The 24,994-nt window shown below is 51.4% G+C and carries 28 protein-coding genes; 18 read left to right on the forward strand and 10 right to left on the reverse strand.

From position 1 onward, the window contains the following. Positions 1–25: 25 nt before the first annotated feature. On the reverse strand, positions 26–1,090 hold the full coding sequence (gene ulaG / locus OGY01_RS16890) for an L-ascorbate 6-phosphate lactonase (RefSeq protein WP_200012443.1): 1,065 nt from the start codon (positions 1,088–1,090) through the stop codon (positions 26–28). Between the two features lie 363 nt (positions 1,091–1,453). Here ulaG and ulaA point away from each other — a divergent pair, with 363 nt between their 5' ends. The 6 genes from ulaA to OGY01_RS16920 are packed head-to-tail and all read left to right on the forward strand — an operon-like array spanning position 1,454 to position 5,863. Further along, positions 1,454–2,851: a PTS ascorbate transporter subunit IIC gene (gene ulaA / locus OGY01_RS16895; RefSeq protein ID WP_045438997.1), complete on the forward strand. Its 1,398-nt coding sequence runs from the start codon at positions 1,454–1,456 to the stop codon at positions 2,849–2,851. A 15-nt stretch (positions 2,852–2,866) separates the two neighbouring features. Next, positions 2,867–3,172, forward strand: a complete 306-nt coding sequence (gene ulaB / locus OGY01_RS16900) for a PTS ascorbate transporter subunit IIB (protein ID WP_045439008.1) — start codon at positions 2,867–2,869, stop codon at positions 3,170–3,172. A 9-nt stretch (positions 3,173–3,181) separates the two neighbouring features. Beyond that, entirely contained in the window at positions 3,182–3,649 is a 468-nt protein-coding gene (ulaC, locus tag OGY01_RS16905) for a PTS ascorbate transporter subunit IIA (RefSeq protein WP_045439010.1), read from the forward strand. Between the two features lie 13 nt (positions 3,650–3,662). Then, positions 3,663–4,313: a 3-keto-L-gulonate-6-phosphate decarboxylase UlaD gene (ulaD, locus tag OGY01_RS16910; RefSeq protein ID WP_045439012.1), complete on the forward strand. Its 651-nt coding sequence runs from the start codon at positions 3,663–3,665 to the stop codon at positions 4,311–4,313. A 9-nt stretch (positions 4,314–4,322) separates the two neighbouring features. Beyond that, positions 4,323–5,177, forward strand: a complete 855-nt coding sequence (locus OGY01_RS16915) for an L-ribulose-5-phosphate 3-epimerase (RefSeq protein ID WP_048222313.1) — start codon at positions 4,323–4,325, stop codon at positions 5,175–5,177. Next, on the forward strand, positions 5,177–5,863 hold the full coding sequence (locus OGY01_RS16920; RefSeq protein WP_200012449.1) for an L-ribulose-5-phosphate 4-epimerase: 687 nt from the start codon (positions 5,177–5,179) through the stop codon (positions 5,861–5,863). The genes OGY01_RS16915 and OGY01_RS16920 overlap by 1 nt, the downstream gene beginning before the upstream one ends. A 134-nt stretch (positions 5,864–5,997) precedes the next feature. Here the strand turns inward: OGY01_RS16920 and yjfY are convergent, their stop codons facing one another. Continuing rightward, the gene (yjfY, locus tag OGY01_RS16925; RefSeq protein WP_045439020.1) at positions 5,998–6,273 is read right to left on the reverse strand and encodes a DUF1471 family protein YjfY; all 276 of its coding nucleotides are present in this window, start codon (positions 6,271–6,273) and stop codon (positions 5,998–6,000) included. A gap of 299 nt (positions 6,274–6,572) precedes the next feature. On the opposite strand from yjfY, the gene OGY01_RS16930 reads away from it, so the two are divergent. From OGY01_RS16930 to OGY01_RS16955, 6 genes are all read left to right on the forward strand, one after another. Further along, positions 6,573–7,337 carry a TSUP family transporter gene (locus OGY01_RS16930; protein ID WP_045439023.1) on the forward strand — a complete coding sequence of 255 codons (765 nt, stop codon included), beginning with the start codon at positions 6,573–6,575 and terminating at the stop codon, positions 7,335–7,337. Positions 7,338–7,496: 159 nt separating this feature from the next. Further along, positions 7,497–7,892, forward strand: a complete 396-nt coding sequence (gene rpsF, locus OGY01_RS16935; protein ID WP_006686337.1) for a 30S ribosomal protein S6 — start codon at positions 7,497–7,499, stop codon at positions 7,890–7,892. 6 nt (positions 7,893–7,898) lie between these two features. Continuing rightward, complete coding sequence (gene priB / locus OGY01_RS16940) at positions 7,899–8,213, forward strand: primosomal replication protein N (protein ID WP_006686338.1); 315 nt, start codon at positions 7,899–7,901, stop codon at positions 8,211–8,213. A 4-nt stretch (positions 8,214–8,217) separates the two neighbouring features. Beyond that, positions 8,218–8,445: a 30S ribosomal protein S18 gene (gene rpsR, locus OGY01_RS16945; protein ID WP_000135199.1), complete on the forward strand. Its 228-nt coding sequence runs from the start codon at positions 8,218–8,220 to the stop codon at positions 8,443–8,445. A 41-nt stretch (positions 8,446–8,486) separates the two neighbouring features. Further along, positions 8,487–8,936, forward strand: coding sequence for a 50S ribosomal protein L9 (gene rplI, locus OGY01_RS16950; protein ID WP_003025676.1), 450 nt, complete (start codon positions 8,487–8,489; stop codon positions 8,934–8,936). Positions 8,937–9,079: 143 nt separating this feature from the next. Further along, on the forward strand, positions 9,080–10,027 hold the full coding sequence (locus OGY01_RS16955; RefSeq protein WP_286493412.1) for a DMT family transporter: 948 nt from the start codon (positions 9,080–9,082) through the stop codon (positions 10,025–10,027). 67 nt (positions 10,028–10,094) lie between these two features. On the opposite strand, the gene OGY01_RS16960 is transcribed toward OGY01_RS16955, so the two are convergent. Beyond that, on the reverse strand, positions 10,095–10,745 hold the full coding sequence (locus OGY01_RS16960) for an OapA family protein (protein WP_045439032.1): 651 nt from the start codon (positions 10,743–10,745) through the stop codon (positions 10,095–10,097). Positions 10,746–11,081: 336 nt separating this feature from the next. Here OGY01_RS16960 and bamJ point away from each other — a divergent pair, with 336 nt between their 5' ends. Both bamJ and cycA read left to right on the forward strand, forming a co-directional pair. Further along, positions 11,082–11,702 (forward strand): BamJ family beta-barrel-assembly machinery protein, encoded by a 621-nt coding sequence (gene bamJ / locus OGY01_RS16965; RefSeq protein WP_286493437.1) that lies wholly within the window; start codon positions 11,082–11,084, stop codon positions 11,700–11,702. A gap of 309 nt (positions 11,703–12,011) precedes the next feature. Beyond that, positions 12,012–13,421 (forward strand): D-serine/D-alanine/glycine transporter, encoded by a 1,410-nt coding sequence (cycA, locus tag OGY01_RS16970; RefSeq protein WP_045439035.1) that lies wholly within the window; start codon positions 12,012–12,014, stop codon positions 13,419–13,421. Between the two features lie 63 nt (positions 13,422–13,484). On the opposite strand, the gene ytfE is transcribed toward cycA, so the two are convergent. After that, positions 13,485–14,147: an iron-sulfur cluster repair protein YtfE gene (ytfE, locus tag OGY01_RS16975; RefSeq protein ID WP_045439037.1), complete on the reverse strand. Its 663-nt coding sequence runs from the start codon at positions 14,145–14,147 to the stop codon at positions 13,485–13,487. A gap of 245 nt (positions 14,148–14,392) precedes the next feature. Between ytfE and OGY01_RS16980 the strand changes: the two genes are divergently transcribed. Continuing rightward, entirely contained in the window at positions 14,393–15,946 is a 1,554-nt protein-coding gene (locus tag OGY01_RS16980) for a methyl-accepting chemotaxis protein (RefSeq protein WP_045439045.1), read from the forward strand. A 63-nt stretch (positions 15,947–16,009) separates the two neighbouring features. On the opposite strand, the gene OGY01_RS16985 is transcribed toward OGY01_RS16980, so the two are convergent. From OGY01_RS16985 to OGY01_RS16995, 3 genes are all read right to left on the reverse strand, one after another. Beyond that, complete coding sequence (locus tag OGY01_RS16985) at positions 16,010–16,975, reverse strand: DMT family transporter (protein ID WP_286493438.1); 966 nt, start codon at positions 16,973–16,975, stop codon at positions 16,010–16,012. 76 nt (positions 16,976–17,051) lie between these two features. Beyond that, positions 17,052–17,876: an AraC family transcriptional regulator gene (locus OGY01_RS16990; protein WP_045439051.1), complete on the reverse strand. Its 825-nt coding sequence runs from the start codon at positions 17,874–17,876 to the stop codon at positions 17,052–17,054. 80 nt (positions 17,877–17,956) lie between these two features. Continuing rightward, entirely contained in the window at positions 17,957–18,805 is an 849-nt protein-coding gene (locus OGY01_RS16995) for an SDR family oxidoreductase (RefSeq protein WP_286493414.1), read from the reverse strand. 89 nt (positions 18,806–18,894) lie between these two features. On the opposite strand from OGY01_RS16995, the gene OGY01_RS17000 reads away from it, so the two are divergent. Then, a complete protein-coding gene (locus OGY01_RS17000; protein ID WP_045439054.1) occupies positions 18,895–19,275 on the forward strand; it encodes a winged helix-turn-helix transcriptional regulator in 381 nt (126 codons plus the stop codon). A gap of 91 nt (positions 19,276–19,366) precedes the next feature. Here OGY01_RS17000 and OGY01_RS17005 read toward each other — a convergent pair whose 3' ends face one another. Then, positions 19,367–21,310: a bifunctional 2',3'-cyclic-nucleotide 2'-phosphodiesterase/3'-nucleotidase gene (locus OGY01_RS17005; RefSeq protein ID WP_286493416.1), complete on the reverse strand. Its 1,944-nt coding sequence runs from the start codon at positions 21,308–21,310 to the stop codon at positions 19,367–19,369. A 256-nt stretch (positions 21,311–21,566) separates the two neighbouring features. Here OGY01_RS17005 and cysQ point away from each other — a divergent pair, with 256 nt between their 5' ends. Then, a complete protein-coding gene (cysQ, locus tag OGY01_RS17010; protein WP_045439058.1) occupies positions 21,567–22,307 on the forward strand; it encodes a 3'(2'),5'-bisphosphate nucleotidase CysQ in 741 nt (246 codons plus the stop codon). On the opposite strand, the gene OGY01_RS17015 is transcribed toward cysQ, so the two are convergent. Beyond that, on the reverse strand, positions 22,297–22,854 hold the full coding sequence (locus tag OGY01_RS17015; RefSeq protein ID WP_045439061.1) for a YtfJ family protein: 558 nt from the start codon (positions 22,852–22,854) through the stop codon (positions 22,297–22,299). The two genes, cysQ and OGY01_RS17015, sit on opposite strands and share 11 nt — an antisense overlap. Positions 22,855–23,183: 329 nt before the next feature. On the opposite strand from OGY01_RS17015, the gene OGY01_RS17020 reads away from it, so the two are divergent. Continuing rightward, entirely contained in the window at positions 23,184–23,390 is a 207-nt protein-coding gene (locus OGY01_RS17020) for a DUF1107 domain-containing protein (RefSeq protein ID WP_041143739.1), read from the forward strand. An 84-nt stretch (positions 23,391–23,474) separates the two neighbouring features. Here OGY01_RS17020 and paeA read toward each other — a convergent pair whose 3' ends face one another. Then, on the reverse strand, positions 23,475–24,812 hold the full coding sequence (gene paeA, locus OGY01_RS17025; protein ID WP_045439075.1) for a polyamine export protein PaeA: 1,338 nt from the start codon (positions 24,810–24,812) through the stop codon (positions 23,475–23,477). Positions 24,813–24,994 lie beyond the last annotated feature (182 nt).

Genomic DNA, 24,994 nt, shown 5'->3' on the forward strand with positions numbered 1-24,994 from the left:
CGGGAAAAACCCGGCATCATAGCGATTAGAGGAAGGATTTAAACGGCAGATCCGGCTCGATTGTAAAACAGTCGTCAAAACCGCGTGGATAGTGATATTCAAAGTTATCTTTATCCAGCGGCCAGGTGAACTTGCCGCCAACCTGCCAGATAAACGGCTTGAAGCCATACTTCAACCGATCTTTTTTCATCTCCCACAGAACACGGATCTCTTGCGGATCGGCCTGGAAGTTTGACCAGATATCATGGTGGAACGGGATCACCACTTTGGTATTTAACGCTTCCGCCATACGCAGCATGTCGGAGCTGGTCATCTTGTCGGTAATGCCGCGCGGGTTTTCGCCATAGGAACCCAGTGCCACATCTATCTGATGTTCATTGCCGTGTTTTGCGTAGTAGTTGGAGTAGTGGGAGTCTCCGCTGTGATACAGCGTACCGCCCGGCGTTTTGAACAGGTAGTTAACGGCACGCATATCCATGCCGTCTGGAAGGACGCCGGCCGCTTTTTGATCGACTGGCAGTGTGATCAGCGCTGTGCGGTCAAATGCATCAAGAGCATGAATTTCAATGTCTTTTATTTTAACAACGTCACCCGGTTTCACTACGATGCAGCGTTCTTTTGGCACACCCCAGCCGATCCACAGATCCACGCAGGTTTGCGGCCCGATAAATGGTACATCGTCGGCACAGTTCTGCATGACGGCCGCAGCAACGTTAACGTCAATGTGATCGTTATGATCGTGAGTGGCCAGTACAGCGTCGATCTGGCGAATAGCGAAAGGATCGAGCACAAATGGCGTGGTGCGCAGGTTTGGCTGCAATTTCTTTACTCCGGCCATACGCTGCATCTGATGCCCGGTTTTCATCAGCGGATTACCGTGGCTCTGCTTACCTGTCCCGCACCAAAAATCGACACAGACATTAGCCCCACCTTCTGATTTCAGCCAGATCCCGGTACAACCTAGCCACCACATGGCAAAGGTGCCTGGTGCAACCTGCTCCTGTTCGATCTCTTCATTCAGCCAGCTTCCCCACTCCGGGAACGTGCTCAGGATCCATGATTCACGCGTGATGCTTTTTACTTTACTCATCGCATTTACCTTCATGTTTGTTCAAGTTAAATCAAAGTGTGATTTGTTTTGATTAATCCTGACACTATTTTTTCACGTTGGCAATGACTTGTTTTTCGCGACCAGCATCTCGGACAGAGTGTAATTACGAGGGAATTACGCGAGGTTTTATTTGGGGTGTTTTATTATTTATTTGATTTTATTGCACTTAATTGTGGTTTGAGTTGATGGTGATTAATCCTTTCCTGATCTATAGGAATTATTTGCGTGGTGCGTCACATTTAATCAAATTCAATCTTGTTGTGATTACTTTTGAAAATTAGAGTGAGAGTACAACATTCGGGTATCAACAAAACCCGGCAACTTCGTTTACTGGAGATCGTTATGGAGATCCTCTACAACATCTTTACCGTCTTTTTTAATCAGGTAATGACCAATGCTCCGCTGCTGTTGGGTATTGTGACCTGTCTTGGCTACATCCTGCTGCGTAAGAGCGTCAGCGTGATTATCAAAGGCACGATCAAAACAATCATCGGTTTTATGTTGTTGCAGGCGGGGTCCGGCATCCTGACCAGCACCTTTAAACCAGTGGTGGCGAAGATGTCTGAGGTTTATGGCATCAACGGCGCGATTTCAGATACCTACGCCTCAATGATGGCGACCATTGAACGTATGGGCGATGCCTATAGTTGGGTAGGCTACGCCGTGTTATTGGCGCTGGCGCTGAACATTTGTTACGTCCTGCTGCGGCGTATTACCGGTATCCGCACTATCATGTTGACCGGCCACATCATGTTCCAGCAAGCGGGGCTGATTGCGGTCTCTTTCTACATCTTCGGTTACCCGATGTGGACCACCATTATCTGTACCGCGGTGCTGGTGTCGCTCTACTGGGGCATTACCTCCAACATGATGTACAAGCCGACCCAGGAAGTCACCGACGGTTGCGGCTTCTCCATTGGTCACCAGCAGCAATTCGCTTCGTGGATGGCTTACAAACTCGCACCATATCTGGGTAAAAAAGAAGAGAGCGTCGAAGATCTTAAGTTGCCTGGCTGGCTGAATATCTTCCATGACAACATCGTTTCTACAGCCATTGTGATGACCATTTTCTTTGGAGCGATCCTGCTTTCCTTCGGTATTGATGTTGTCCAGGCGATGGCGGGTAAAACCCACTGGACTATCTATATCCTGCAAACTGGTTTCTCGTTCGCGGTCGCGATCTTCATCATCACCCAGGGCGTACGTATGTTCGTTGCTGAACTTTCAGAAGCGTTCAATGGTATTTCTCAACGCCTTATTCCCGGCGCAGTACTGGCGATTGACTGTGCGGCGATTTATAGCTTTGCACCAAATGCGGTGGTCTGGGGTTTTATGTGGGGCACCATCGGCCAGTTGATCGCCGTCGGTATCCTGGTGGGTTTCGGCTCATCCATTCTGATAATCCCTGGCTTTATCCCAATGTTCTTCTCTAACGCCACTATTGGTGTGTTTGCTAACCACTTTGGCGGCTGGCGTGCGGCGCTCAAAATTTGTCTGGTGATGGGGATGATCGAAATCTTTGGCTGCGTCTGGGCGGTGAAACTCACCGGCATGAGCGCCTGGATGGGGATGGCGGATTGGTCGATTCTGGCTCCACCGATGATGCAGGGCTTTGCCTCACTCGGACTGATTTTTATGGCCGTCATGATTCTGATTTCACTGGCTTATATGTTTTTCGCAGGGCGCACATTGCGCGCTGAGGAAGATGCAGAAAAACAACTGGCAGGACAATCTGCCTAATAAGGAGTTCCGATTATGACCGTACGTATTCTGGCTGTGTGTGGCAATGGGCAAGGCAGTTCCATGATCATGAAAATGAAAGTGGATCAGTTTTTAACCCAGTCAAATATTGACCATACGGTGAACAGTTGCGCGGTGGGCGAATACAAAAGCGAGCTGAGCGGCGCAGATATCATCATCGCCTCTACCCATATCGCCGGTGAAATCACTGTTTCCGGTAACAAATATGTCGTTGGCGTACGCAATATGCTATCGCCAGCCGATTTTGGTCCAAAGCTGCTGGAAGTGATCAAAGAACATTTTCCGCAGGATGTGAAGTAAGGACGCCATATGAAATTACGTGATTCATTAGCGGACAATAACGCCATCCTTTTGCAGGCTGATGCCAGCACCTGGCAGGAAGCCGTAAAGCTGGGCGTCGATCTGCTGGTTAAGGCCGATGTTGTCGAACCGCGTTACTACCAGGCGATTCTCGACGGCGTAGAGCAGTTTGGCCCGTATTTTGTGATAGCACCTGGTCTGGCTATGCCTCATGGCCGCCCGGAGGAAGGTGTGAAGAAAACCGGGTTTGCCCTGGTTACGCTGAAAACACCGCTGGTGTTTAACCATGAAGATAACGACCCGGTTGATATTCTGATCACCATGGCGGCAGTGGATGCCAACACGCATCAGGAGGTTGGCATCATGCAGATTGTTAATCTGTTTGAAGATGAAGCTAATTTTGATCGTTTACGTGCCTGCCGCACCGCGCAGGAAGTACTGGATTTAATTGATAACGCCACTGCGGCGGCTGCTTAAAAGGAACACTAAAATGTCATTACCTATGTTGCAGGTAGCGCTGGATAATCAAACGATGGCTTCCGCGTATGAAACAACACGCCTGATTGCAGATGAAGTGGACATCATTGAAGTTGGTACGATTCTCTGTGTCGCTGAAGGCGTGCGTGCGGTTCGCGATCTTAAAGCGCTGTATCCGCATAAAATCGTACTGGCGGATGCCAAAATTGCCGATGCAGGCAAAATTCTTTCTCGTATGTGCTTTGAAGCCAACGCTGACTGGGTGACTGTGATCTGCTGTGCGGATATCAACACCACCAAAGGTGCGCTGGATGTGGCGAAAGAATTCAATGGCGATGTACAGATTGAACTGACCGGTTACTGGACCTGGGAACAGGCGCAGGAATGGCGTGACGCGGGCATTGGACAGGTTGTGTATCACCGTAGTCGCGATGCACAGGCCGCAGGTGTGGCGTGGGGGGACGCAGATATCAGTGCCATCAAACGTCTGGCCGATATGGGCTTCAAAGTCACCGTTACCGGCGGTCTGGCGCTGGAGGATCTACCGTTGTTCAAAGGCATTCCAATCCATGTTTTTATCGCCGGTCGCAGCATTCGTGATGCAGCCTCACCGGTAGAAGCTGCTCGTCAGTTCAAACGTTCCATCGCCCAGCTTTGGGGCTAAGGAGCGGTTATGTTATCGAAACAGATCCCGCTCGGTATCTATGAAAAAGCGCTCCCCGTCGGGGAGTGCTGGCAAACGCGGCTGAAGCTTGCCAGAGAACTGGGTTTTGATTTTGTTGAGATGTCTGTTGATGAAACAGACGACCGCCTGGCGCGCCTGGACTGGAGCAGTGAGCAGCGTCTGGCGCTGGTAAGTGCGATTGCCGAAACCGGTGTGCGTGTCCCTTCCATGTGCCTGAGTGCGCATCGTCGTTTTCCGCTCGGTAGCGAAGATGACGCGGTGCGTGACCAGGGACTGGAGATCATGCGTAAAGCGATCCGATTTGCTCAGGATATTGGCATTCGCGTGATCCAACTGGCGGGTTACGACGTTTACTACCAGAAGGCCAATAACGAAACGCGTCGTCGTTTTCGCGATGGGCTGAAAGAGAGCGTGGAAATGGCGAGTCGTGCTCAGGTGACGCTGGCGATGGAGATTATGGATTATCCCCTGATGAACTCGATCAGCAAGGCGCTGGGTTATGCGCACTACCTGAACAATCCTTGGTTCCAGCTTTATCCTGATATTGGCAATCTGTCGGCGTGGGATAACGACGTGCAGATGGAATTACAGGCCGGGATAGGACATATCGTGGCGGTACACGTTAAAGACACCAAACCCGGTGTGTTCAAAAACGTGCCGTTTGGCGAGGGCGTGGTGGATTTCGAACGTTGTTTTGCGACACTCAAGCAGAGTGGGTATTGCGGGCCCTACCTGATTGAGATGTGGAGTGAAACGGCAGATGATCCGGCACGAGAAGTGGCGAAAGCGCGTGATTGGGTGAAAGCGCGTATGGCAAGCGTTGGTCTGGTGGAGGCGGCGTAATGCAAAAGCTTAAACAGCAGGTGTTCGATGCCAACATGGATTTGCCGCGCTACGGACTGGTGACTTTTACCTGGGGTAACGTGAGTAGCATCGACCGCGAACGCGGGTGGGTAGTGATCAAACCCAGCGGTGTTGCTTATGAGGCCATGACCGCAGACGATATGGTTGTGGTCGATATGACAGGGAACGTGGTGGAAGGGCGTTATCGTCCTTCCTCTGATACTGCGACGCATTTGGCACTGTACCGCCGCTATCCGTCGCTCGGCGGCGTGGTGCATACCCACTCAACCCATGCGACGGCATGGGCGCAGGCGGGGCTGGCGATCCCAGCACTTGGCACTACGCATGCGGATTATTTCTTTGGCGATATTCCCTGCACCCGGGCGTTAAACGAAGAAGAGGTACAGAGCGAATATGAGCTGAACACCGGCAAGGTCATCATTGAAACTCTGGGGGACGTTGAACCGCTGCATACCCCAGGTGTGGTGGTGTATCAGCACGGTCCGTTTGCGTGGGGGAAAACTGCCCATGAGGCGGTACATAACGCAGTGGTGATGGAAGAGGTGGCGAAGATGGCGTGGATTGCGCGCGGCATCAACCCATGCCTCAATCCCATTGATGGCTACCTGATGAACAAACACTTCATGCGTAAGCACGGCCCGAACGCCTATTACGGACAGAAATAAACAAAACGCTCCGGAGCTAACGCTTTCAGGGGATGTTATCGATCAGCTCCGGATGCGTTTTACTGCAAAAAAAGCCCCCAATGAAGGGGGCAAGTCAAACTGTGGCAATGTTCTCGTTGGTTATTTCTGGATAGCTAGCGATAAATATCCGCGCTGGCGCGCATATTTCCGTTACTACCTGGCTCCCTGGTGAGGATTACGTGGTAGTAGGTAGCGCCTTGAGCATCTGTTTCTTCATTCAGGGCCTGATTGGCTTCACTTTCAGTGGCGAAGTTATGGTTTATGTAAATTACGCCTAAGCTCTGCACATCATCCATATTTCTGGCCTGATGATTGTCAATCTTGATGGCTGCTGTTGCACTTGCACTGAGCAAAAGTACAGCCAGAAGGGTCAAAACACGGGCTCGCATATGTACCTCCTCGACTGCGGTCTCTGGTTCGCTTTCTCCTGTGAGTAGATAACTTCTGATTTAATTTTAACCGTTACCGACGGAGTCGATAGCGACCATTTCTGATGCAGTTGTTCAAAAAATTACCGCATGCCTGTCTTTCCTTTAATTAACAGTTAGCTGATGTCTACCGCTGTGGTTAAAAATTCCTGTTTTCCAGGCATAACCTCTTACCAAATGGTCAATTTAACCGAATGAGTACGCCGTCTATAGTGAGCTGAAAAAAATAATATAACTTTATGATTATAAGGCAAAAACTTATGGATACTTCATTCATGGATTTCAGCTATTTTCTGATTATGTTTATGGTTGCGCTGGTAGCTGGTTTTATTAACGTAGTGTCGGGGGGCGGTGGGTTTCTCTCTATTGGCGCATTGTTGATTTCCGGTTTGCCGCCGGCCAACGCATTGGCGACCAATAAAATTCAGGCGTTGGGTAGTTCGCTCACCTCCGGGATTTATTTTTTACGCCGAGGGCATATCAATGTTCAGGAACACAAATATGTATTTTTATCTGCCTTTATTGGTTCTGCGCTGGGCACCACATTAATCCAGTTTATTGAGCCGGACCTGCTAAAAAAGTTGCTGCCGGTACTGATTATCGCCGTCGCCATCTATTTCATATTTGCCCCTAATCTCAGTGAACCGAAAAGAAAACAGCAGGTGTCACTGCTTCTTTTTTCACTTATCGGCGGCGGGTGCGTGGGTTTTTATGATGGGTTTCTTGGCGCTGGGGCCGGCTCTTTCTATACGCTCTGCTATATCCTGCTTTGGGGATACAGCATCGATAAGGCGCAAATCCACTCTAACTTTATTAATCTGGCATCGAACATCGCCTCGATTTTGTTTTTTATCTTCGGCGGTAAAATGATCTGGTCGCTCGGGCTGGTCATGTTCGTGGGACAATCCCTCGGTGCGCGCCTGGGGGCCACGGTGGTGCTGACGCGAGGAAAGAAAGTCATCAGACCGATGATTGTGATTGTCTCCATTTGCATCAGCGTCAAAATGCTGCTGGATATGTATTAATGACGCCATGATAAATAATCGAACAATCGCCTTGTGTTTGGCTGTAGGCGCAAGTATGATTACGCGTCAATTTTTCAGCCGACCTTTAACACGTTCCTTGCCTCCCCGGGCCTCGGCTGACCCAGACAGGAGGCTGAATAATCCGTAAGGAGCAATTCGATGCGTCATTACGAAATCGTTTTTATGGTCCATCCTGACCAGAGCGAACAGGTTCCGGGTATGATCGAACGCTACACTGGTGCAATCACTGCAGCAGAAGGCACGATCCACCGTCTGGAAGACTGGGGCCGCCGTCAGCTGGCTTACCCGATCAACAAACTGCACAAAGCTCACTACGTTCTGCTGAACGTTGAAGCGCCGCAGGAAGTTATCGATGAGCTGGAAACAAACTTCCGCTTCAATGATGCCGTTATCCGTAGCATGGTAATGCGTACTAAGCACGCTGTTACCGAAGCATCTCCGATGGTTAAAGCGAAAGACGAGCGTCGTGAACGTCGCGATGATTTCGCAAACGAAACCGCAGATGATGCAGATGCTGGGGATTCTGAAGAGTAATTTCTGATGACCAACCGTCTGGCGTTGTCCGGCACCGTGTGCAGGGCTCCCCTTCGAAAGGTCAGTCCATCAGGAATTCCTCATTGCCAGTTCGTGCTTGAGCATCGTTCTGTGCAGGAGGAAGCCGGTTTTCACCGGCAGGCATGGTGTCAAATGCCCGTTATTGTTAGCGGACACGAAAACCAGGCCATTACTCACAGTATAACGGTCGGTAGCGCAGTGACCGTTCAGGGGTTCATTTCTTGCCATAAGGCAAAGAACGGCCTGAGCAAAATGGTTCTGCATGCCGAGCAGATTGAATTGATAGATTCTGGAGACTAGCCATATGGCACGTTATTTCCGTCGTCGCAAGTTCTGCCGTTTCACCGCGGAAGGCGTTCAAGAGATCGACTATAAAGATATCGCTACGCTGAAAAACTACATCACCGAAAGCGGTAAGATTGTCCCAAGCCGTATCACCGGTACCCGTGCAAAATACCAGCGTCAGCTGGCTCGCGCTATCAAACGCGCTCGCTACCTGTCCCTGCTGCCGTACACTGATCGTCATCAGTAATCGGTCACGGTCCATTAATACGACTTTGAGAGGATAAGGTAATGCAAGTTATTCTGCTTGATAAAGTAGCAAACCTGGGTAGCCTGGGTGATCAGGTTAACGTTAAAGCGGGCTACGCTCGTAACTTCCTGGTACCACAGGGTAAAGCTGTTCCTGCTACCAAGAAAAACGTTGAATTTTTCGAAGCGCGTCGCGCTGAACTGGAAGCCAAACTGGCTGACGTTCTGTCTGCTGCTGAAGCTCGTGCTGAGAAAATCAACGCACTGGAAACCGTAACCATCGCGTCCAAAGCGGGCGATGAAGGTAAACTGTTCGGTTCCATCGGTACTCGCGACATCGCTGACGCTGTAACTGCAGCTGGCGTTGAAGTGGCTAAGAGCGAAGTTCGTCTGCCGAACGGTGTTCTGCGTACCACTGGTGAGCATGAAGTGAGCTTCCAGGTTCACAGCGAAGTGTTTGCTAAGCTGACTGTAAACGTAGTTGCAGAATAAGTTTTTATTCTGAAAACCGCGTAAAAGCGCCGGCCCTGTGCCGGCGTTTTGCTTTTCTCCCCCTCCTGTTTTTCGCTCTGGCTATTCTCTATCCTTTTCGGGATAATCGTAAAAATAAAACATTATTTCAAAGTGGTGATGGAATGGAAACAACGCACCAACCTCTGTTTGCGCGTAAAAACGTAGTCTATCTGAGCGCGGCGTTCTGCTGCCTGCTCTGGGGAAGTGCCTATCCGGCGATAAAAAGCGGGTATGAGATCTTCCAGATTGCCACGGATGACATTCCGTCGAAAATTGTCTTTGCCGGATACCGCTTCTTGTTTGCGGGATTATTACTACTGTTGCTGGCTATGATGCAGCGTAAACCTATCGGCAGGTTAAGCCCACGCCAGTTTGGACAGCTCACGCTGCTGGGACTGACGCAGACCTCACTGCAATACATCTTCTTTTACATCGGTCTGGCGTTCACGACGGGTGTGAAAGGCTCAATCATGAACGCCACTGGCACGTTCTTTAGCGTACTGCTGGCCCACTTTATCTACCAGAACGACAAGCTGAGCTACAACAAGGCGCTGGGCTGTATCCTGGGCTTTACCGGTGTGATGGTGGTGAACTTTAACAGTGGCCTGATGGACTTTAGCTTTAGTCTGTTAGGGGATGGCTCGGTGGTGCTGGCAGCCTTTATTCTCTCTGCCGCCACGCTTTACGGTAAACGTATTTCTCAGACAGTGGATCCGACGGTGATGACATGCTATCAACTGGGGATAGGCGGTCTGGCATTGGTTATCGGGGGCTATGCTTTCGGTGGGACGCTGACCGTACACGGTTCGTCTTCGGTGGCGATTCTTGGCTACCTGACGCTGCTCTCTTCGGTGGCGTTCGCATTGTGGAGCATCTTGCTCAAGTACAATCGTGTAGGGATGATCGCTCCGTTTAACTTTCTTATTCCCGTTTCGGGAGCGGTGCTGTCGGCGATCTTCCTCGGCGAGAATATTCTGGAGTGGAAATACGCGGTTGCGCTGGTGCTGGTCTGTTCGGGGATTTGGTGGGTGAATAAGGTCAGTAAAGTGCGCAAACCACAGAATGCCTGATAACGTGGCGCTTATCAGGCCGATGCCAGTCCGGGTGAGGCATTGACGTCGCCACCCGGACTAAAAATTACCGTGCGCGAATAAAGCTGCCGTTGGGTTGGCGGGTAAACAGCACCTGCTGACCATTACCGGTATCGATAGTTAAACCCGTCACCACACCATTGGCATTCTGCCTGATCTGTATCATCTGACCATTTTTCAGATTACTCAGCGGTTTTCCTGCCCCCTCGACCTGTGCCATAGCATACACATCGGTTGGTGGAAGGTTATGATCGCGGAATACCTGCGCCAGCGTTTTGCCTGAATCTACGCGATAGGTGCGCCATTGCTGGTCAATCCCGCTATCCTGCTGAAAAGGCTGCGTCTGGGGCTGAGATTGTTGAGCCTGCGGCTGTACGTCTGGTTCTCCTTCCTGGATCGGTTCCGGCGCAACCGGAGCGACCTGGCCAGGATCGTTTTGCGGGGCAACCAGCTGTGCCTGAAGCTGAGCCTCAGTCGGCGGCTGTGATTGCGACTGGAAATCCAGTTGTGCATCACGTGTGACCACTGGAGTATCGCTGGAGTCATTAGAAGGGAGCAGGAAACCTATCACCAGCACGATTGCAGCAGCAATGATGCCACGGCGATGCATAGGCGGTAGCGGGTCCATAATGCGAAAATTGTCCGGTGCATGCCAGATTTTCGCCAGGGTTGGTTTTAATTCAAAGCGCCCGGGCATGGCTTTCCTCCTGCTCCGCTTATCGTTCCTCGATCATAGAGTATAGATGGCTAACGCTATGATGTTCGTCATAATACCCTTCATGCTTCGCGTTGCCGGTGTGTTGGCTGCTCTCACTCACCCTAATTACTTATAAATGTAAGCTCATCGGGATTCGTTCGCCTGCCTGCACTCGAATTTTTCAGGGTATACATCCGCTTTCGTGATATTGATGCGGAATATAGCCATTGTTTCTTTTTCCTCGCGATTTGTCATCTCTTCCTGATACAAAGTTTTACCGGATGCGGCATGGCTGATATGCTGCCCGCTACTTTACATCCGATGAAAGGAAATATGATGGCCACCCCGACTTTTGACACTATCGAAGCGCAAGCAAGCTACGGCATTGGTTTGCAGGTTGGACAGCAACTGAGCGAATCCGGTCTGGAAGGGCTGTTACCTGAAGCGCTGGTCGCTGGTATTGCTGATGCGCTGGAAGGCAAACACCCAGCTGTGCCTGTTGACGTTGTGCACCGCGCACTGCGTGAAATCCACGAACGTGCAGATGCGGTACGTCGTGAACGTTTCCAGGCTATGGCCGCCGAAGGCGTCAAATATCTGGAAGAAAACCGTGAGAAAGACGGTGTGAACAGCACTGAATCCGGTCTGCAGTTCCGTGTTCTGACTCAGGGTGAAGGTGCAATTCCGGCGCGTACCGACCGCGTACGTGTGCACTATACCGGTAAACTGATTGACGGTACTGTGTTTGACAGTTCTGTCGCTCGTGGTGAGCCGGCTGAATTCCCGGTTAATGGCGTGATCCCTGGCTGGATTGAAGCGCTGACCCTGATGCCGGTGGGTTCCAAATGGGAACTGACTATTCCTCAGGAACTGGCTTATGGCGAGCGTGGCGCTGGCGCGTCCATTCCTCCGTTCAGCACGCTGGTGTTCGAGGTTGAGCTGCTCGAGATCCTGTAAGCAGTGACTTCTGTTCCCCTCAGGGTTGAGGGGAGCGGAAAATTAGTTTTAAAACCTATAGTTGTAATAGTATCGATATTTTATCTTGCAAATGACGTTCTTGCGTGTATTTTTGTGAGCTAATTCGCGGTATCAGAGTGATATGACACTCACTTTAAACATTAAATTAACATTATATCTAAATCTTAGTATTCATCCCGCCGATTCTTACCTAATATCGATGAGTCCTGCTAACGGGATCGTCGTATCATAGACACATTAAAGGCCGTAGAGCCTGAACAACACAGACAGGTACAGGAAGAAAAAAACATGGTAGATCAGGTAAAAGTCGTTGCCGACGAAGAGGGTTCGTCTGAACAGTCGCTACGGCGCAATCTCACAAACCGTCATATTCAACTTATTGCAATCGGTGGTGCCATCGGCACGGGCCTGTTTATGGGCTCCGGAAAAACCATCAGTCTCGCCGGACCGTCGATCATCTTTGTATATATGATCATCGGTTTCATGTTGTTTTTCGTGATGCGGGCAATGGGAGAACTGTTGCTTTCGAATCTCGAATACAAATCCTTCAGCGATTTCGCCTCTGACCTTCTCGGGCCATGGGCTGGGTATTTTACCGGCTGGACCTACTGGTTTTGCTGGGTAGTTACCGGGATGGCGGACGTTGTCGCCATTACGGCTTATGCGCAATTCTGGTTCCCTGGACTCTCTGACTGGGTTGCTTCACTGGCAGTGATCATTCTGCTGCTGAGTCTCAACCTCGCCACCGTTAAAATGTTCGGTGAGATGGAGTTCTGGTTTGCCATGATCAAGATCGTCGCCATTGTTGGACTGATTGTTGTCGGTCTGGTGATGGTACTGACGCACTTCCAGTCGCCAACCGGCGTTGAAGCGTCGTTTACGCACTTATGGAATGATGGTGGCTGGTTCCCGAAAGGTCTGAGTGGTTTCTTTGCTGGCTTCCAGATAGCGGTGTTCGCGTTTGTGGGTATCGAGCTGGTGGGAACGACAGCTGCGGAAACCAAAGACCCGGAGAAATCTCTGCCGCGAGCAATTAACTCGATTCCGATCCGTATTATCATGTTCTATGTTTTCGCGCTGATCGTGATTATGTCTGTAACACCGTGGAGCTCGGTTGTTCCAAGCAAAAGCCCGTTCGTTGAGCTGTTTGTGCTGGTAGGGCTACCGGCAGCGGCGAGCCTGATTAACTTTGTGGTTCTGACTTCTGCTGCGTCTTCTGCGAACAGCGGTGTGTTCTCAACCAGTCGTATGCTGTTTGGTCTGGCGCAGGAAGGCGTAGCGCCTAAAGCGTTCGCCAAGCTGTCTAAACGTGCAGTACCGGCGAAAGGTTTGACGTTCTCCTGTATCTGCCTGCTGGGCGGCGTAGTGATGCTGTATGTTAACCCGAGTGTGATTGGCGCATTCACCATGATCACCACCGTATCAGCGATTCTGTTCATGTTTGTCTGGACCATTATTCTTTGCTCGTACCTGGTGTACCGCAAACAGCGTCCGCATCTGCATGAGAAATCGATCTACAAGATGCCGTTAGGCAAGCTGATGTGCTGGGTGTGCATGGCGTTCTTCGTGTTTGTACTGGTACTGCTGACGCTGGAAGAGGATACCCGACAGGCACTGATCGTAACGCCGCTGTGGTTCATTGCACTGGGGCTGGGCTGGCTGTTTATCGGTAAGAAACGCATGGCTGGCGTACGCTAATAAAAAAAGAGCCGCGATGCGGCTCTAATATTCCGTAAAACAGGGCGCTCTCAGGCGCCCTTTTTATTCACCAGCGAGGGCACGCGGGAACAACACATTGTTTTCCAGACTGATGTGCTCCATCAGGTCGTCGATCAACTCGTTAATGCCGTTATACATGGCTTTCCAGGTGGTGCAGGCTTCTGGCGGAGGCGTCACATTGTTGGTGATGTGCTTGATCACTTCTACCAGTTCACCGGCATCGTCGTGCTCGCTTTCCATCACGCTGATAGGTCCCATCGCCTGGCTACCCATTCCCTGTTTAATCATCGGGAACAGGATCTGTTCTTCTTTCATCATGTGGCTGGACAGTTCTTCATGCAGCATGGTCAGGTTCTTTGCCAGACCGCGTGGTACGTTAGGTTTGTCTGCATGAACGCGTTCAACTTTAGTGGCTTGCAGGATCAGTTCCGGCAGTTGTTCGCGGTGGCGGTCGTGATAACGAACGATGATATGGTCGATGATTTCTGCCAGCGCTACGGTGCGCCAGTCTTTCTCCAGCGGTTGTTCTGCCAACTGTGCGAGCTGTGCTTCGATAGTTTCTACATCCAGCTCTTTACGTGCGGCAGCGCGTGCCAGCGTTTGCTTACCGCCACAGCAGTAATCCATATCGTATTTACGAAACAGTGCCGAAGCGCGAGGAATAGAGAGCGCCAGTTCACCTAAAGGTTGATCGCGATAAGACATAGCCGTTACCTCATTCTCAATAATATAAGGTGCATTTTAAATGCAACTTATAGAGAAGGATATAACCCTTTCGGGGCAGAGGATTATGTGATGGTTGTCACGAAAATTTCTTATCTCTTTAACATGCTGAATCTTATTGAAAAGGGGAAAAACGGCGAAAAAAACCGCGTCACAAGATTAAATAAGCGGACGCCGCTGCCGATAGTTAGACCTCAGACAATACCTGCATAATAAAAAGGCAACAGATGTTCAAACGAATCAAAGTGATAACCTTACTTATCACCGTGTTACTCGCCCTGGGCGCAATGCAGCTCATTTCCGCAGGCGTTTTTATTGGCGCGCTCAATAACGACAAGCAAAACTTTAACGTGTCTCAGCTTTCCAGCCAGAATGTGGCCGAGTTTACTGATGCCTGGATTAGCCTGAACCAGGCTCGCGTCACGCTCAATCGGGGTATGCTGCGTTTGCAAGGGACGATGGCGAATGAAATTAACGGTGGCCAGTTGAAGGAACTGGTGAATACAGCAAATCGCCTGCTGAATGATGCCAAAGATCATTACGATAAATACTATGCCTTGCCGGAAACGCCGGGTCTGGATGAGCATCTGGCTGACCGGCTCGAAGAGCAATACGGCATCTATTCTGCAACGCTGGCAAAAATGAATGCGCTGCTCGCTGAAGGCAAACTGGAGGAGATGTTTAAACAGAATGCTGAGCAAAAGCAGACGGCGATGCAGGGGGTTTATCAGGAATGGCGCGCTGCGCAATCTGCTCTGGCAAATGCTGGTGTACAGGATAACGAGAAGGACTATCAGAAGATTATCTGGCTGTTGTCCGCGGTGATGCTGATCGTGATAACCGTTATTGTCGTCAGCTGGATAGCCATGCAACGCGTACTGCTGAGGCCACTCCATGAGGTAATTGGGCACATCCGCCATATTGCCGCTGGCGATCTGACCCACGGTATCAGCGCCGAGGGCAGTAATGAAATGGCGCTACTGGCGCGTAATGTCCGTGATATGCAACAGGCGCTGGCAAACACGGTTGGCGTCGTACGCGATGGGGCAGATACCATCTACACCGGCGCGGGGGAAATCGCTGCGGGTAGTAATGATCTCTCTTCCCGTACTGAACAACAGGCCGCCTCTCTTGAAGAGACGGCTGCCAGTATGGAGCAGCTTACCGCTACCGTGAAACAGAATGCGGACAATGCGCGGCAGGCAACCAGTCTGGCAAAAAATGCCTCACAGACGGCGCAGAAAGGTGGCGCTGTGGTCGATGGTGTGGTGCGCACTATGGATGAGATCGCCACCAGTTCGAGTAAAATTGCGCAAATTACCAATGTTATCGACGGTATTGCCTTCCAGACCAATATTCTTGCACTGAACGCGGCGGTAGAAGCGGCGCGAGCCGGTGAGCAGGGGCGCGGTTTTGCTGTGGTAGCAGGAGAAGTGCGTACGCTGGCGCAGCGCAGCGCCCAGGCGGCGAAAGAAATTAAGGCGCTGATTGATGATTCCGGTAACCGGGTCAACGCCGGTACTGCGCTGGTGCATGAAGCCGGTGAAACGATGGCGGAAATAGTCAGTGCCGTCAGCCGGGTGACTGACATCATGGGTGAGATTGCATCCGCCTCAGATGAACAGAGTCGGGGTATTGATCAGGTAGGTCAGGCGGTTGCTGAGATGGACCGCGTGACGCAGCAAAATGCCTCGCTGGTGGAAGAGTCTGCTTCTGCCGCTGCCGCGCTAGAAGAGCAGGCTGCACGCCTGAATCAGACGGTGGCGGTGTTTAAAGTTTAACGTCTGCTCCGGCCTACAAGAAAATATCCTGTAGGCCGGATTAGCGTAGTACTATCCGGCTCATTATGATGGTGAAACCGCGACGACACTTGGTTTTTCCGGTTTGGCCCTGACGGCGACCACCACACCCACAACCAGCAGCACGATGCCACTCAGGGTCAGCAGCGGCGGCATCTCCTGGCGCAGAATAAAGGTGTAGAACAGGCCCGCCAGCGTTTCAAAGACAATCAGCGGCCCGAGGATCACCGTTGGTAACTTCTGACTGGCGACGTTCCAGCACAATGCTCCCACCCACGAACACAGTACCGCAATGGCGACCATCAGACCGATAAACACGCCCGGACGTGGGCCGAAGGGCAGAGAGAAATCTGGTGTTTGTCCATTTAGCCACAGACAGGCCGCAACGTATCCCAGCAGGGAGACGGGAAGCGTTACCAGTGCCTGCGCTGTTGCCCACATCATTGGATGCTTATCGGGATTCTCTCGCAGCCAGCGGGCATTACGTAGCGCATACCACGCCCAGCACACTACGGAAACCAGCGCCAGCGCGATACCGGAACCGTATCTCCAACCGCTAAAATCAGGCAGTCCCTGATTCAGCTCAGAAATATTCACGCACAGCAGACCAATGCCGATTAGCACCAGGGCAGGGGCTAAGCGCCACCACGATAATTTGCCATCACGTTGACTGTAGAGCAGGTTGGCGAATACCGGGATCACCACCGGTAATGTGCCAATGATCATTGTTGAGACCGGCGCGCCGGTGCGTTGGATCGCACTGGCCAGGCAAACGTAATAAATCAGGTTACCCATCATCGTCAGCGTCAGTGCGGTCATCCAGTCTTTACGCGCCAGCTGGCGCAGACGTCCGCGGCCCAGCCAGGCGATCGGCAGGGCGATCAGTCCCAGCGCCAGATAGCGTCCCATCGACTGCAATACTGCCGGATACTCCGGCACGATCAGCGGCCCGACAAAAATTAATCCCCACATCAGCCCGGCCAGCAGGGCGTACAACACACCGCTAATCATTTTTGACATCCAAATCGCTTAACATTGCGAGCAGTGTAGGCAGGCAAAATGGCCACGTATTGTATGAGATTGCGCATTAGCGCGAAAAAACCTGTTTCTGGTAGCGTACAGGCGTAATGCCGTAACGATGAGTAAATGCGCGGGTGAGATGCGACTGGTCGGTCAGGCCAGTCGCTGCGGCGACATCTGCAGCGGGCATGCCGTGAGTAAGAAAACATTTGGCACGCCACAGGCGGATCGCCATCAGCATCTGGTGTGGCGTGACGTGGAAATGAGATTTGAACTGGCGCTGAAAATGCCAGGGACTCAGCGAGGCAACGCGGGCCAGTTCGTCGAGCGTCACCGGGTGCATGTAGTTGTCGTGTAGATATTCGCGTACGCGCTCAAAGCGATGGGCGCCTTCCAGTTGTACCGGCGCATGACGGGCCAGAGGCTGGAATGTATCAATCAGATCGAGCAGTAACCCTTTTTGCGCCAGCGGATCCTCGGTATTCCACAGGCCGTGGATAAGTGAGCAGATCTGGTACGAGCGTAGCGGATCGTGGCGCGTAACATCATGAAACCACCAGTGGCGGATCCCGGTGATGTCTTCCAGAAGGTCGGGTTCGAGGTAGACCATCCGATAGCGCCAGCCGTCGGCGGTTGCCGCCTCTCCGGTGTGCAGCTCATCAGGATTCATGGTGACGACGGAGTGGGCAGGAGCAACGTGCTGCGTACCGCGATAGCGAAAACGTTCTGCACCCGCTTCAATCGCGCCTATGCCAAAGGCTTCGTGGGTATGTGGTTCAAAGGCATAACGGGAGATGTGCGCATGATACAACTCAACGCCCGGAACCTGCGCCAGATGGCGAAAGCGGGCGCTGTCTTTCTCATCAATGAACTGCTCAGGTACACCTTGCACGTTTTCTCTCCCCACGCATCGTCTTTCATTATCAGAGAGGATACGCGGGGATGCCACCATAATTAACCGATTTTTAACACTTACACGATGCCTTTGACGCTGTCCGCCAGAGAAGTTGTCGGGTGACCGGTTAATTGGCTCAGGGTGTGGCTGTCGTCGAACAGACCACCTTTTGAGGCACCGATGTCAGAGTCGGCGAGCATATCCGCCAGTCCGGCAGGCAAACCAAAACCTTTCAGCGCAGCGGCAAAATCGGCTTCACTCAGGTTTTGATACACCACTTTTTTGCCACTCTGTTTTGCCAGTTCGGCGGCCAGTTGGCTCAGGGTCCAGCCCTCATCGCCCGCCAGCTCGTAGATCTTACCGGCGTGAGCGTCTTCACTGATGACACGTGCGGCAGCGGCAGCATAGTCGGCACGGGTCGCTGAGGCGATTTTGCCTTCGCCCGCAGCACCAATAAACACGCCGTGCTCCAGCGCGGCTGGCGCGCTGGCCAGATAGTTTTCGGTATACCAGCCGTTACGCAGCAGGGTATAAGCAATGCCGGAGTCAGCCAGCATTTTCTCGGTTTCCACGTGTTCAGCTGCCAGCCCCAGCGGAGAGCTGTCGGCATGCAACAGACTGGTATAGGCAATAAATTTCACATTAGCGGCTTTTGCCGCGTTAATCACGTTGCGATGCTGTGGGGTACGTTGCCCAACTTCGCTGGACGAGATCAGCAGCAGCTTGTCGATCCCCCGCAATGCTGTAGTGAAAGCGGCTTCGTCGATGTAATCCGCCTGACGGACGGTAATACCCTGTTGGCTGAGTGCAGTAGCTTTGGCTGGGTTACGCACAATGGCCACAATCTGGCTGGCGGGTACGGTTTTCAGCAGGGCTTCAATAACGTGTTGGCCCAGTTGACCAGTGGCACCGGTAATCGCAATCATGGGGAACTCCTTGGTGTTTGTCTTGTGTTTAGTAAAGCTAGCACTTAAACTTACTTTTAGTAAGTACGTACAAAAAGGTAAGTATGAATATGACAACTTCGACACTTTCTCAGCAATTGCGTGACGGCAACTTATTTGCCGAACAGTGTCCCTCCCGCGAGGTGTTAAAACACGTCACCAGCCGCTGGGGCGTGTTGATTCTGGTGGCGCTGCGTGATGGTACGCACCGGTTCAGTGATTTACGTCGCAAGATGGGCGGCGTTAGTGAAAAAATGCTGGCGCAATCCCTGCAGGCGCTGGAGCAGGACGGGTTTATCAACCGGGTGTCGTATCCGGTGGTTCCGCCGCATGTTGAGTACAGTCTCACGCCGTTGGGTGAGCAGGTGAGTGATAAAGTTGCTGCACTGGCGGACTGGATTGAAATGAATTTGCCGCAGGTTCTGGCACTGAGGGAAGAGCGGGTTGCATGATATGTTGCCGGATGGCGTTTCGCTTATCCGGCCTGTGTGCGTACACAATTTTTAAGCCGGACAAGGCGTTAGCCGTCATCCGGCATTAACGTTACTTACTCAAATCCAGCTGATAAATGGCAAAACCGATATCGTCGGTGGCGACTTTCTTCAGCGGATACTGCCCTTTCTCTTTGATAAACGTGGCGGCTTTATCGGACGGCGACGTTTCAAAGCGAATATCCAGTTTCGTATCGCTGTGGATCGGCGCCAGACGCCAGTTATTATCCGCCGCTGGGTGAATTTCACCTGCACTCTTCGTCTGGGCACCTATCCATGCCGCCAGCACTGAGCGGTTTTCATCCGGTGAAGCAAACGCGATATGGCTGTCGCCGGTACCGGCGAACTTGCCACCGTAGGCGCGATAGTTGTTGGTTGCTACCAGGAAGGTCGCGTCAGGATCGATAGGTTTACCGTTAAAGGTCAGATTTTTAATACGCTCTGCTTTGGCGTTCACGGTCTGGCACTCGCCGTCGTAGCGGGCGGGTTGTGAAACATCAATCTGATAATCCACGCCGTCAATCACGTCGAAGTTGTAGGTACGGAAGCCGTCCCAGTTAATTAACGACTGGGGTTTGTTGCTGTGAATATCAATCAGATTAAACTGCCCGGCGGAACATTCCAGCCACTCTTTCACTTCTTTACCGCTGGCTTTTACCACCACCAGGGTATTCGGATACAGATAGAGATCGGCGGCATTACGGAAAGTCAGCTCGCCTTTTTCGACTTCCACAAAGCTTGCCGGATCGTTTTTACGTCCGCCAACCTTAAACGGCGCAGCGGCAGAAAGTACCGGCAGTTTTGCCAGGTCTGGATCACCCTGGATAAAGTGTTCAACGTAGGCCTTTTGCGCGTTATTCACGACCTGGACGGTCGGATCGTCCTGCACTAATGCCAGATAGCTGTACATGTTATCGGCAGATTTTCCGATTGGCTTACTGACAAACTCACGCGTGGCGTCGTGATCGGCTTTCAGGATCTCAACTATCTTGCTGTCCTCGGCAGCCAGGGATTTTTTAGCCGCCGCGTCATAAATGGGACGCGCCTCGGCTTTCGCCTGGGTGACCTGCCATTTACCACTGTTGTCGTTCAGTACCAGATCCACCACGCCCAGATGATCGCCCCACATGCCTGGCATTACTGCAGGAATACCGTTCAACGTGCCTTTGGTAATATCTGCGCCTTTGATACTGGCAAAGTCTTTACCCGGGAAAACGGCGTGAGCGTGGCCAAACATAATCGCATCCACGCCCGGGACTTCGCTGAGGTAATAAACAGAGTTTTCCGCCATGGTCTGGTATGGGTCGGCAGAGAGACCGGAGTGAGCAATCACTACCACCACATCAGCGCCTTTTTCGCGCATTTCCGGCACATACTTACGTGCGGTTTCGGTAATGTCATTCACCGTCACTTTACCGCTGAGATTAGCCTTGTCCCAGGTCATGATCTGCGGGGGTACAAAGCCGATATAGCCAATCTTCAGTGTCTGCTTTTTGCCCTCATTATCGACAACTTCAGTGTCTTTAATCAGGTAAGGGGTAAACAGCGGCTTTTGGGTCTTAACGTCGATGATATTGGCGTTAACGTAGGGAAATTTTGCGCCAGCGAGCGCTTTATGCAGATACTCCAGCCCATAGTTAAACTCATGGTTGCCGAGGTTGCCCACCGCGTAATCGAGAGTATTGAGCGCCTTATAGACCGGGTGAGTCTCGCCAGTTTTAAGCCCTTTGGACGCCATGTAATCCCCGAGAGGGCTGCCCTGAATCAGATCGCCGTTATCGACCAGAACGCTGTTTTTTACTTCACCCCTGGCGGCATTAATCAAACTTGCCGTACGCACCAGACCGAATTTTTCAGTTGGTGTATCTTTGTAATAATCGAAATCCATCATGTTGCTATGCAAATCAGTGGTTTCCATTATGCGGAGATCGACGGTTGCAGCATTCACGCTGGCTGCAATCAGCGTGGCCAGAAGCGTTGCACTAAACTTAATCATCAGGGGCATCCTTTTTAAGATCTAAGCCACAAAAGAAAATGTATATAAATCTTCTTGCTTACAGAACTGTGAATCATGACATGAAGTTAGCGTTTAAAACCGCAGACGCTATCACAGTTGGCGGATCCCCTGACGATCGGGTATAAGTAAAACAACGAGTTAACATCACTGATATATACTCTAAATAATTCGAGTTGCAGGAACGCAGCCAACGTACATGCAACTTGAAGTATGACGGGTGTAAACGAGGTGGAGAATGCTAGAACATGTATGCCAGCTTGCACGGAACGCGGGCGATGCCATTATGCAGGTCTACGATGGAATCAAACCGATAGAGATCACCAGCAAGCAGGATGATTCTCCGGTCACTGCGGCGGATATTGCCGCGCACATGGTGATCCTCGAAGGATTACAGGCCCTGACGCCAGATATTCCGGTTTTATCAGAAGAGGCTCCCCCGGGCTGGGATATACGTCAGCACTGGCAGCGCTACTGGCTGGTTGATCCTCTGGACGGAACGAAGGAGTTCATCAAACGTAACGGCGAATTCACCGTGAATATTGCGCTAATTGAGAAGGGAAAACCGGTTCTGGGCGTGGTGTATGCGCCGGTGATGAACGTGATGTACAGCGCGGCGGAAGGTAAGGCGTGGAAAGAAGAGTACGGCGTGCGCAAGCAAATCCGGGTACGCGACGCGCGTCCACCGCTGGTGGTGATCAGCCGTTCGCATGCTGACAATGAGCTAAAAGAGTATCTGCAACAATTAGGCGAGCATCAGACCACGTCGATTGGATCGTCGCTGAAGTTTTGTCTGGTCGCTGAAGGGCAGGCACAGCTGTACCCGCGCTTTGGGCCAACCAATGTTTGGGATACTGCCGCAGGCCACGCTGTTGCCGCAGCAGCCGGGGCGCACGTTCACGACTGGCAGGGGAAACCCCTGGATTACACTCCGCGTGAATCGTTTCTTAACCCCGGCTTCCGGGTCTCTATTTACTGAGCAACTTATGCAGCAGGGCAATAACCTGCTGCACCTCTTCCTGCGTCAATGCGCCATCTTTTGCCCACTGAATGCGGCCATCCTTGTCGAGTACCGCGATGGCTGAACTTTCTTCATCCAGTTGCCAGGCTTTACGCGCAACACCGTTACTGTCGACAATAAACTGTGACCAGGGATAGAGCTTCTTATTACTCTCAAGGCTGCTGCGAACGAACATGCCGGAGCCTGGAATGGCGTCGTCTGTATTGACGATGGTGGTGGTCTGGTATTTATCGTGCGGCAGATTTGCCGCTTTGATTGCCTCGATTAACGTCGCGTTTTTCTCTTTGGCAGAAGTGCGTCCGGCAATGTGTTGCACAATGCGTACCTTCCCTGGCAACTGCGCGCTATTCCAGCTTTTATAACTAAACTTATCGTTATCAAGCACCAGTTCACCGCGATCGGTAATCCCCACCGGCGGCACGCGCTGGTTGGTTTCAAACTTATGTGCGGAGGCCATCATGGGTAGCAGCAGGCATGATACCGCCAGCAGTTTTTGTAAGGTCATGGTGTTTCCTTCTTTCTTTATATTTTGCAGGTGATCCGACCACTTGGGTCTGGAATTTAATCATATGTGCGAATGATGCTTTTTCCCGCAAGTGCGATGCCAGTTTGCGGACGGGCGCACAAATCCTGTGAAAAATGAAGGCTTATACTGAAGACAGCGAATGGATGAAAAGATAATTCTGAATAATTGTAACCTGAAGGTAAATAAACTTATACACGCTGGAAACATCGTAGAGATAGTCTATAGTCATAGGGCATTAAAATTTGCGCCTGAGTATTGTCGGACCGATTGTGGTACCGCAAAGGCGTAATGCTCAGCAGGAGACAACAATGAAAATTTTCCAACGATACAACCCGCTGCAGGTGGCGAAGTACGTGAAGATCCTGTTTCGTGGACGGTTATATATCAAGGATGTAGGCGCTTTTGAATTTGATAAGGGTAAGATTCTTATCCCAAAAGTGAAGGACAAACAGCATTTCTCTGTGATGTCCGAAGTTAACCGTCAGGTTTTGCGTCTGCAAACTGAGATGGCTTGACCAAAGTGCTATGCAGTAGTGTAAGTGGTATATAAAAAACGGCTCCTTAAACAGGAGCCGTTGATGTTTTTACACTCAGGACATTCAGGCTTTGCTTTCTTCTTTTGCATCCGGCAGTTTCGGCACCAGGACGCTGGGTTTGCTGTCCAGTCGCGTCACCAGCAGCTGATCGATCTTGTAGTTATCGATATCCACCACTTCAAATTTATAGCCTGAGAACTTCACCGAGTCGGTGCGTTTCGGGATTTTACGCAGCATAAACATCATGAAACCGCCGATAGTTTCATAGTTGCCAGACTGTGGAAACTCGTCGATATCCAGCACGCGCATCACGTCATCAATCGGCGTACCGCCGTCAATCAGCCAGGAGTTCTCATCACGCGCTACGATCTGTTCTTCAAGGCCCTGACCGACTAAGTCACCCATCAACGTGGTCATTACGTCGTTAAGCGTGATAATCCCTACTACCAGCGCGTACTCGTTCATGATGACGGCAAAGTCTTCACCTGCAGTTTTGAAGCTTTCCAGCGCTTCTGAGAGCGTCAGCGTATCCGGTACAATCAGTGTATTGCGGATCTGCACGCCGCTGTTTAGCGCCATGCTCTGGTTTGCCAGTACGCGGTTAAGCAGATCTTTGGAGTCCACATAGCCAATGATGTGGTCGATATCTTCATTACACACCAGAAACTTGGAGTGCGGATGTTCCGCAACTTTGTTCTTCAGGCTCTGCTCGTCTTCGTGCAGATCGAACCAGATGACGTTTTCACGTGATGTCATGGAAGACGGGACGGTACGGGATTCCAGCTCGAACACATTTTCAATCAGCTCATGTTCCTGTTTACGCAGTACACCCGCCAGCGCGCCAGCTTCTACCACGGCGTAAATATCGTCTGAGGTGATGTCATCTTTGCGCACCATTGGGATCTTAAACAGGCGGAAAATGTTATTTGCCAGGCCGTTAAAGAACCACACCAGCGGGCGGAACACGAACAGGCAGAAGCGCATCGGGTTGATGATACGCAAAGCCACAGCTTCTGGCGCAATCATACCGATGCGTTTCGGGGTTAAATCCGCGAACAGGATGAACAGGCCAGTTACCAGTGAGAACGAGAGGATAAAGCTCAACTGTTCGGACAGCTCTGGAGCGAAGTATTGCGAGAACAAGCCGTAAAAAGCCGGAGAAAACGCAGCATCCCCCACGATACCGCCAAGAATGGCGACGGCGTTAAGACCAATTTGCACCACGGTGAAGAACATGCCGGGATTTTCCTGCATCTTCATAACGCGTTGTGCATTGATATTGCCTTCATCGGCAAGCAGCTTAAGTTTAATTTTGCGTGATGCGGCAAGCGAGATCTCGGATATCGAGAAGAACGCACTCACGGCGATCAGGCAGAGAATGACTAAAATACTGTTTAACATATCTTATCCGACCGTTAAGGCCAGATCCTCGGAAGGGAGAAGTTGATACTCGTCGTCTTTCAAGCTGCAGATGCGTTGGCTGCACTCATTCACCCCAGTCACATAGTTATCTATGCTCCTGGGGATTCACGAGTTTGCCGCCTTTCTGCAACTCGAAATCCATAGAGTATAAATCCAATGGA

The organism is Citrobacter sp. Cm038 (assembly GCF_030333105.1).
GTDB lineage: Bacteria > Pseudomonadota > Gammaproteobacteria > Enterobacterales > Enterobacteriaceae > Citrobacter > Citrobacter murliniae.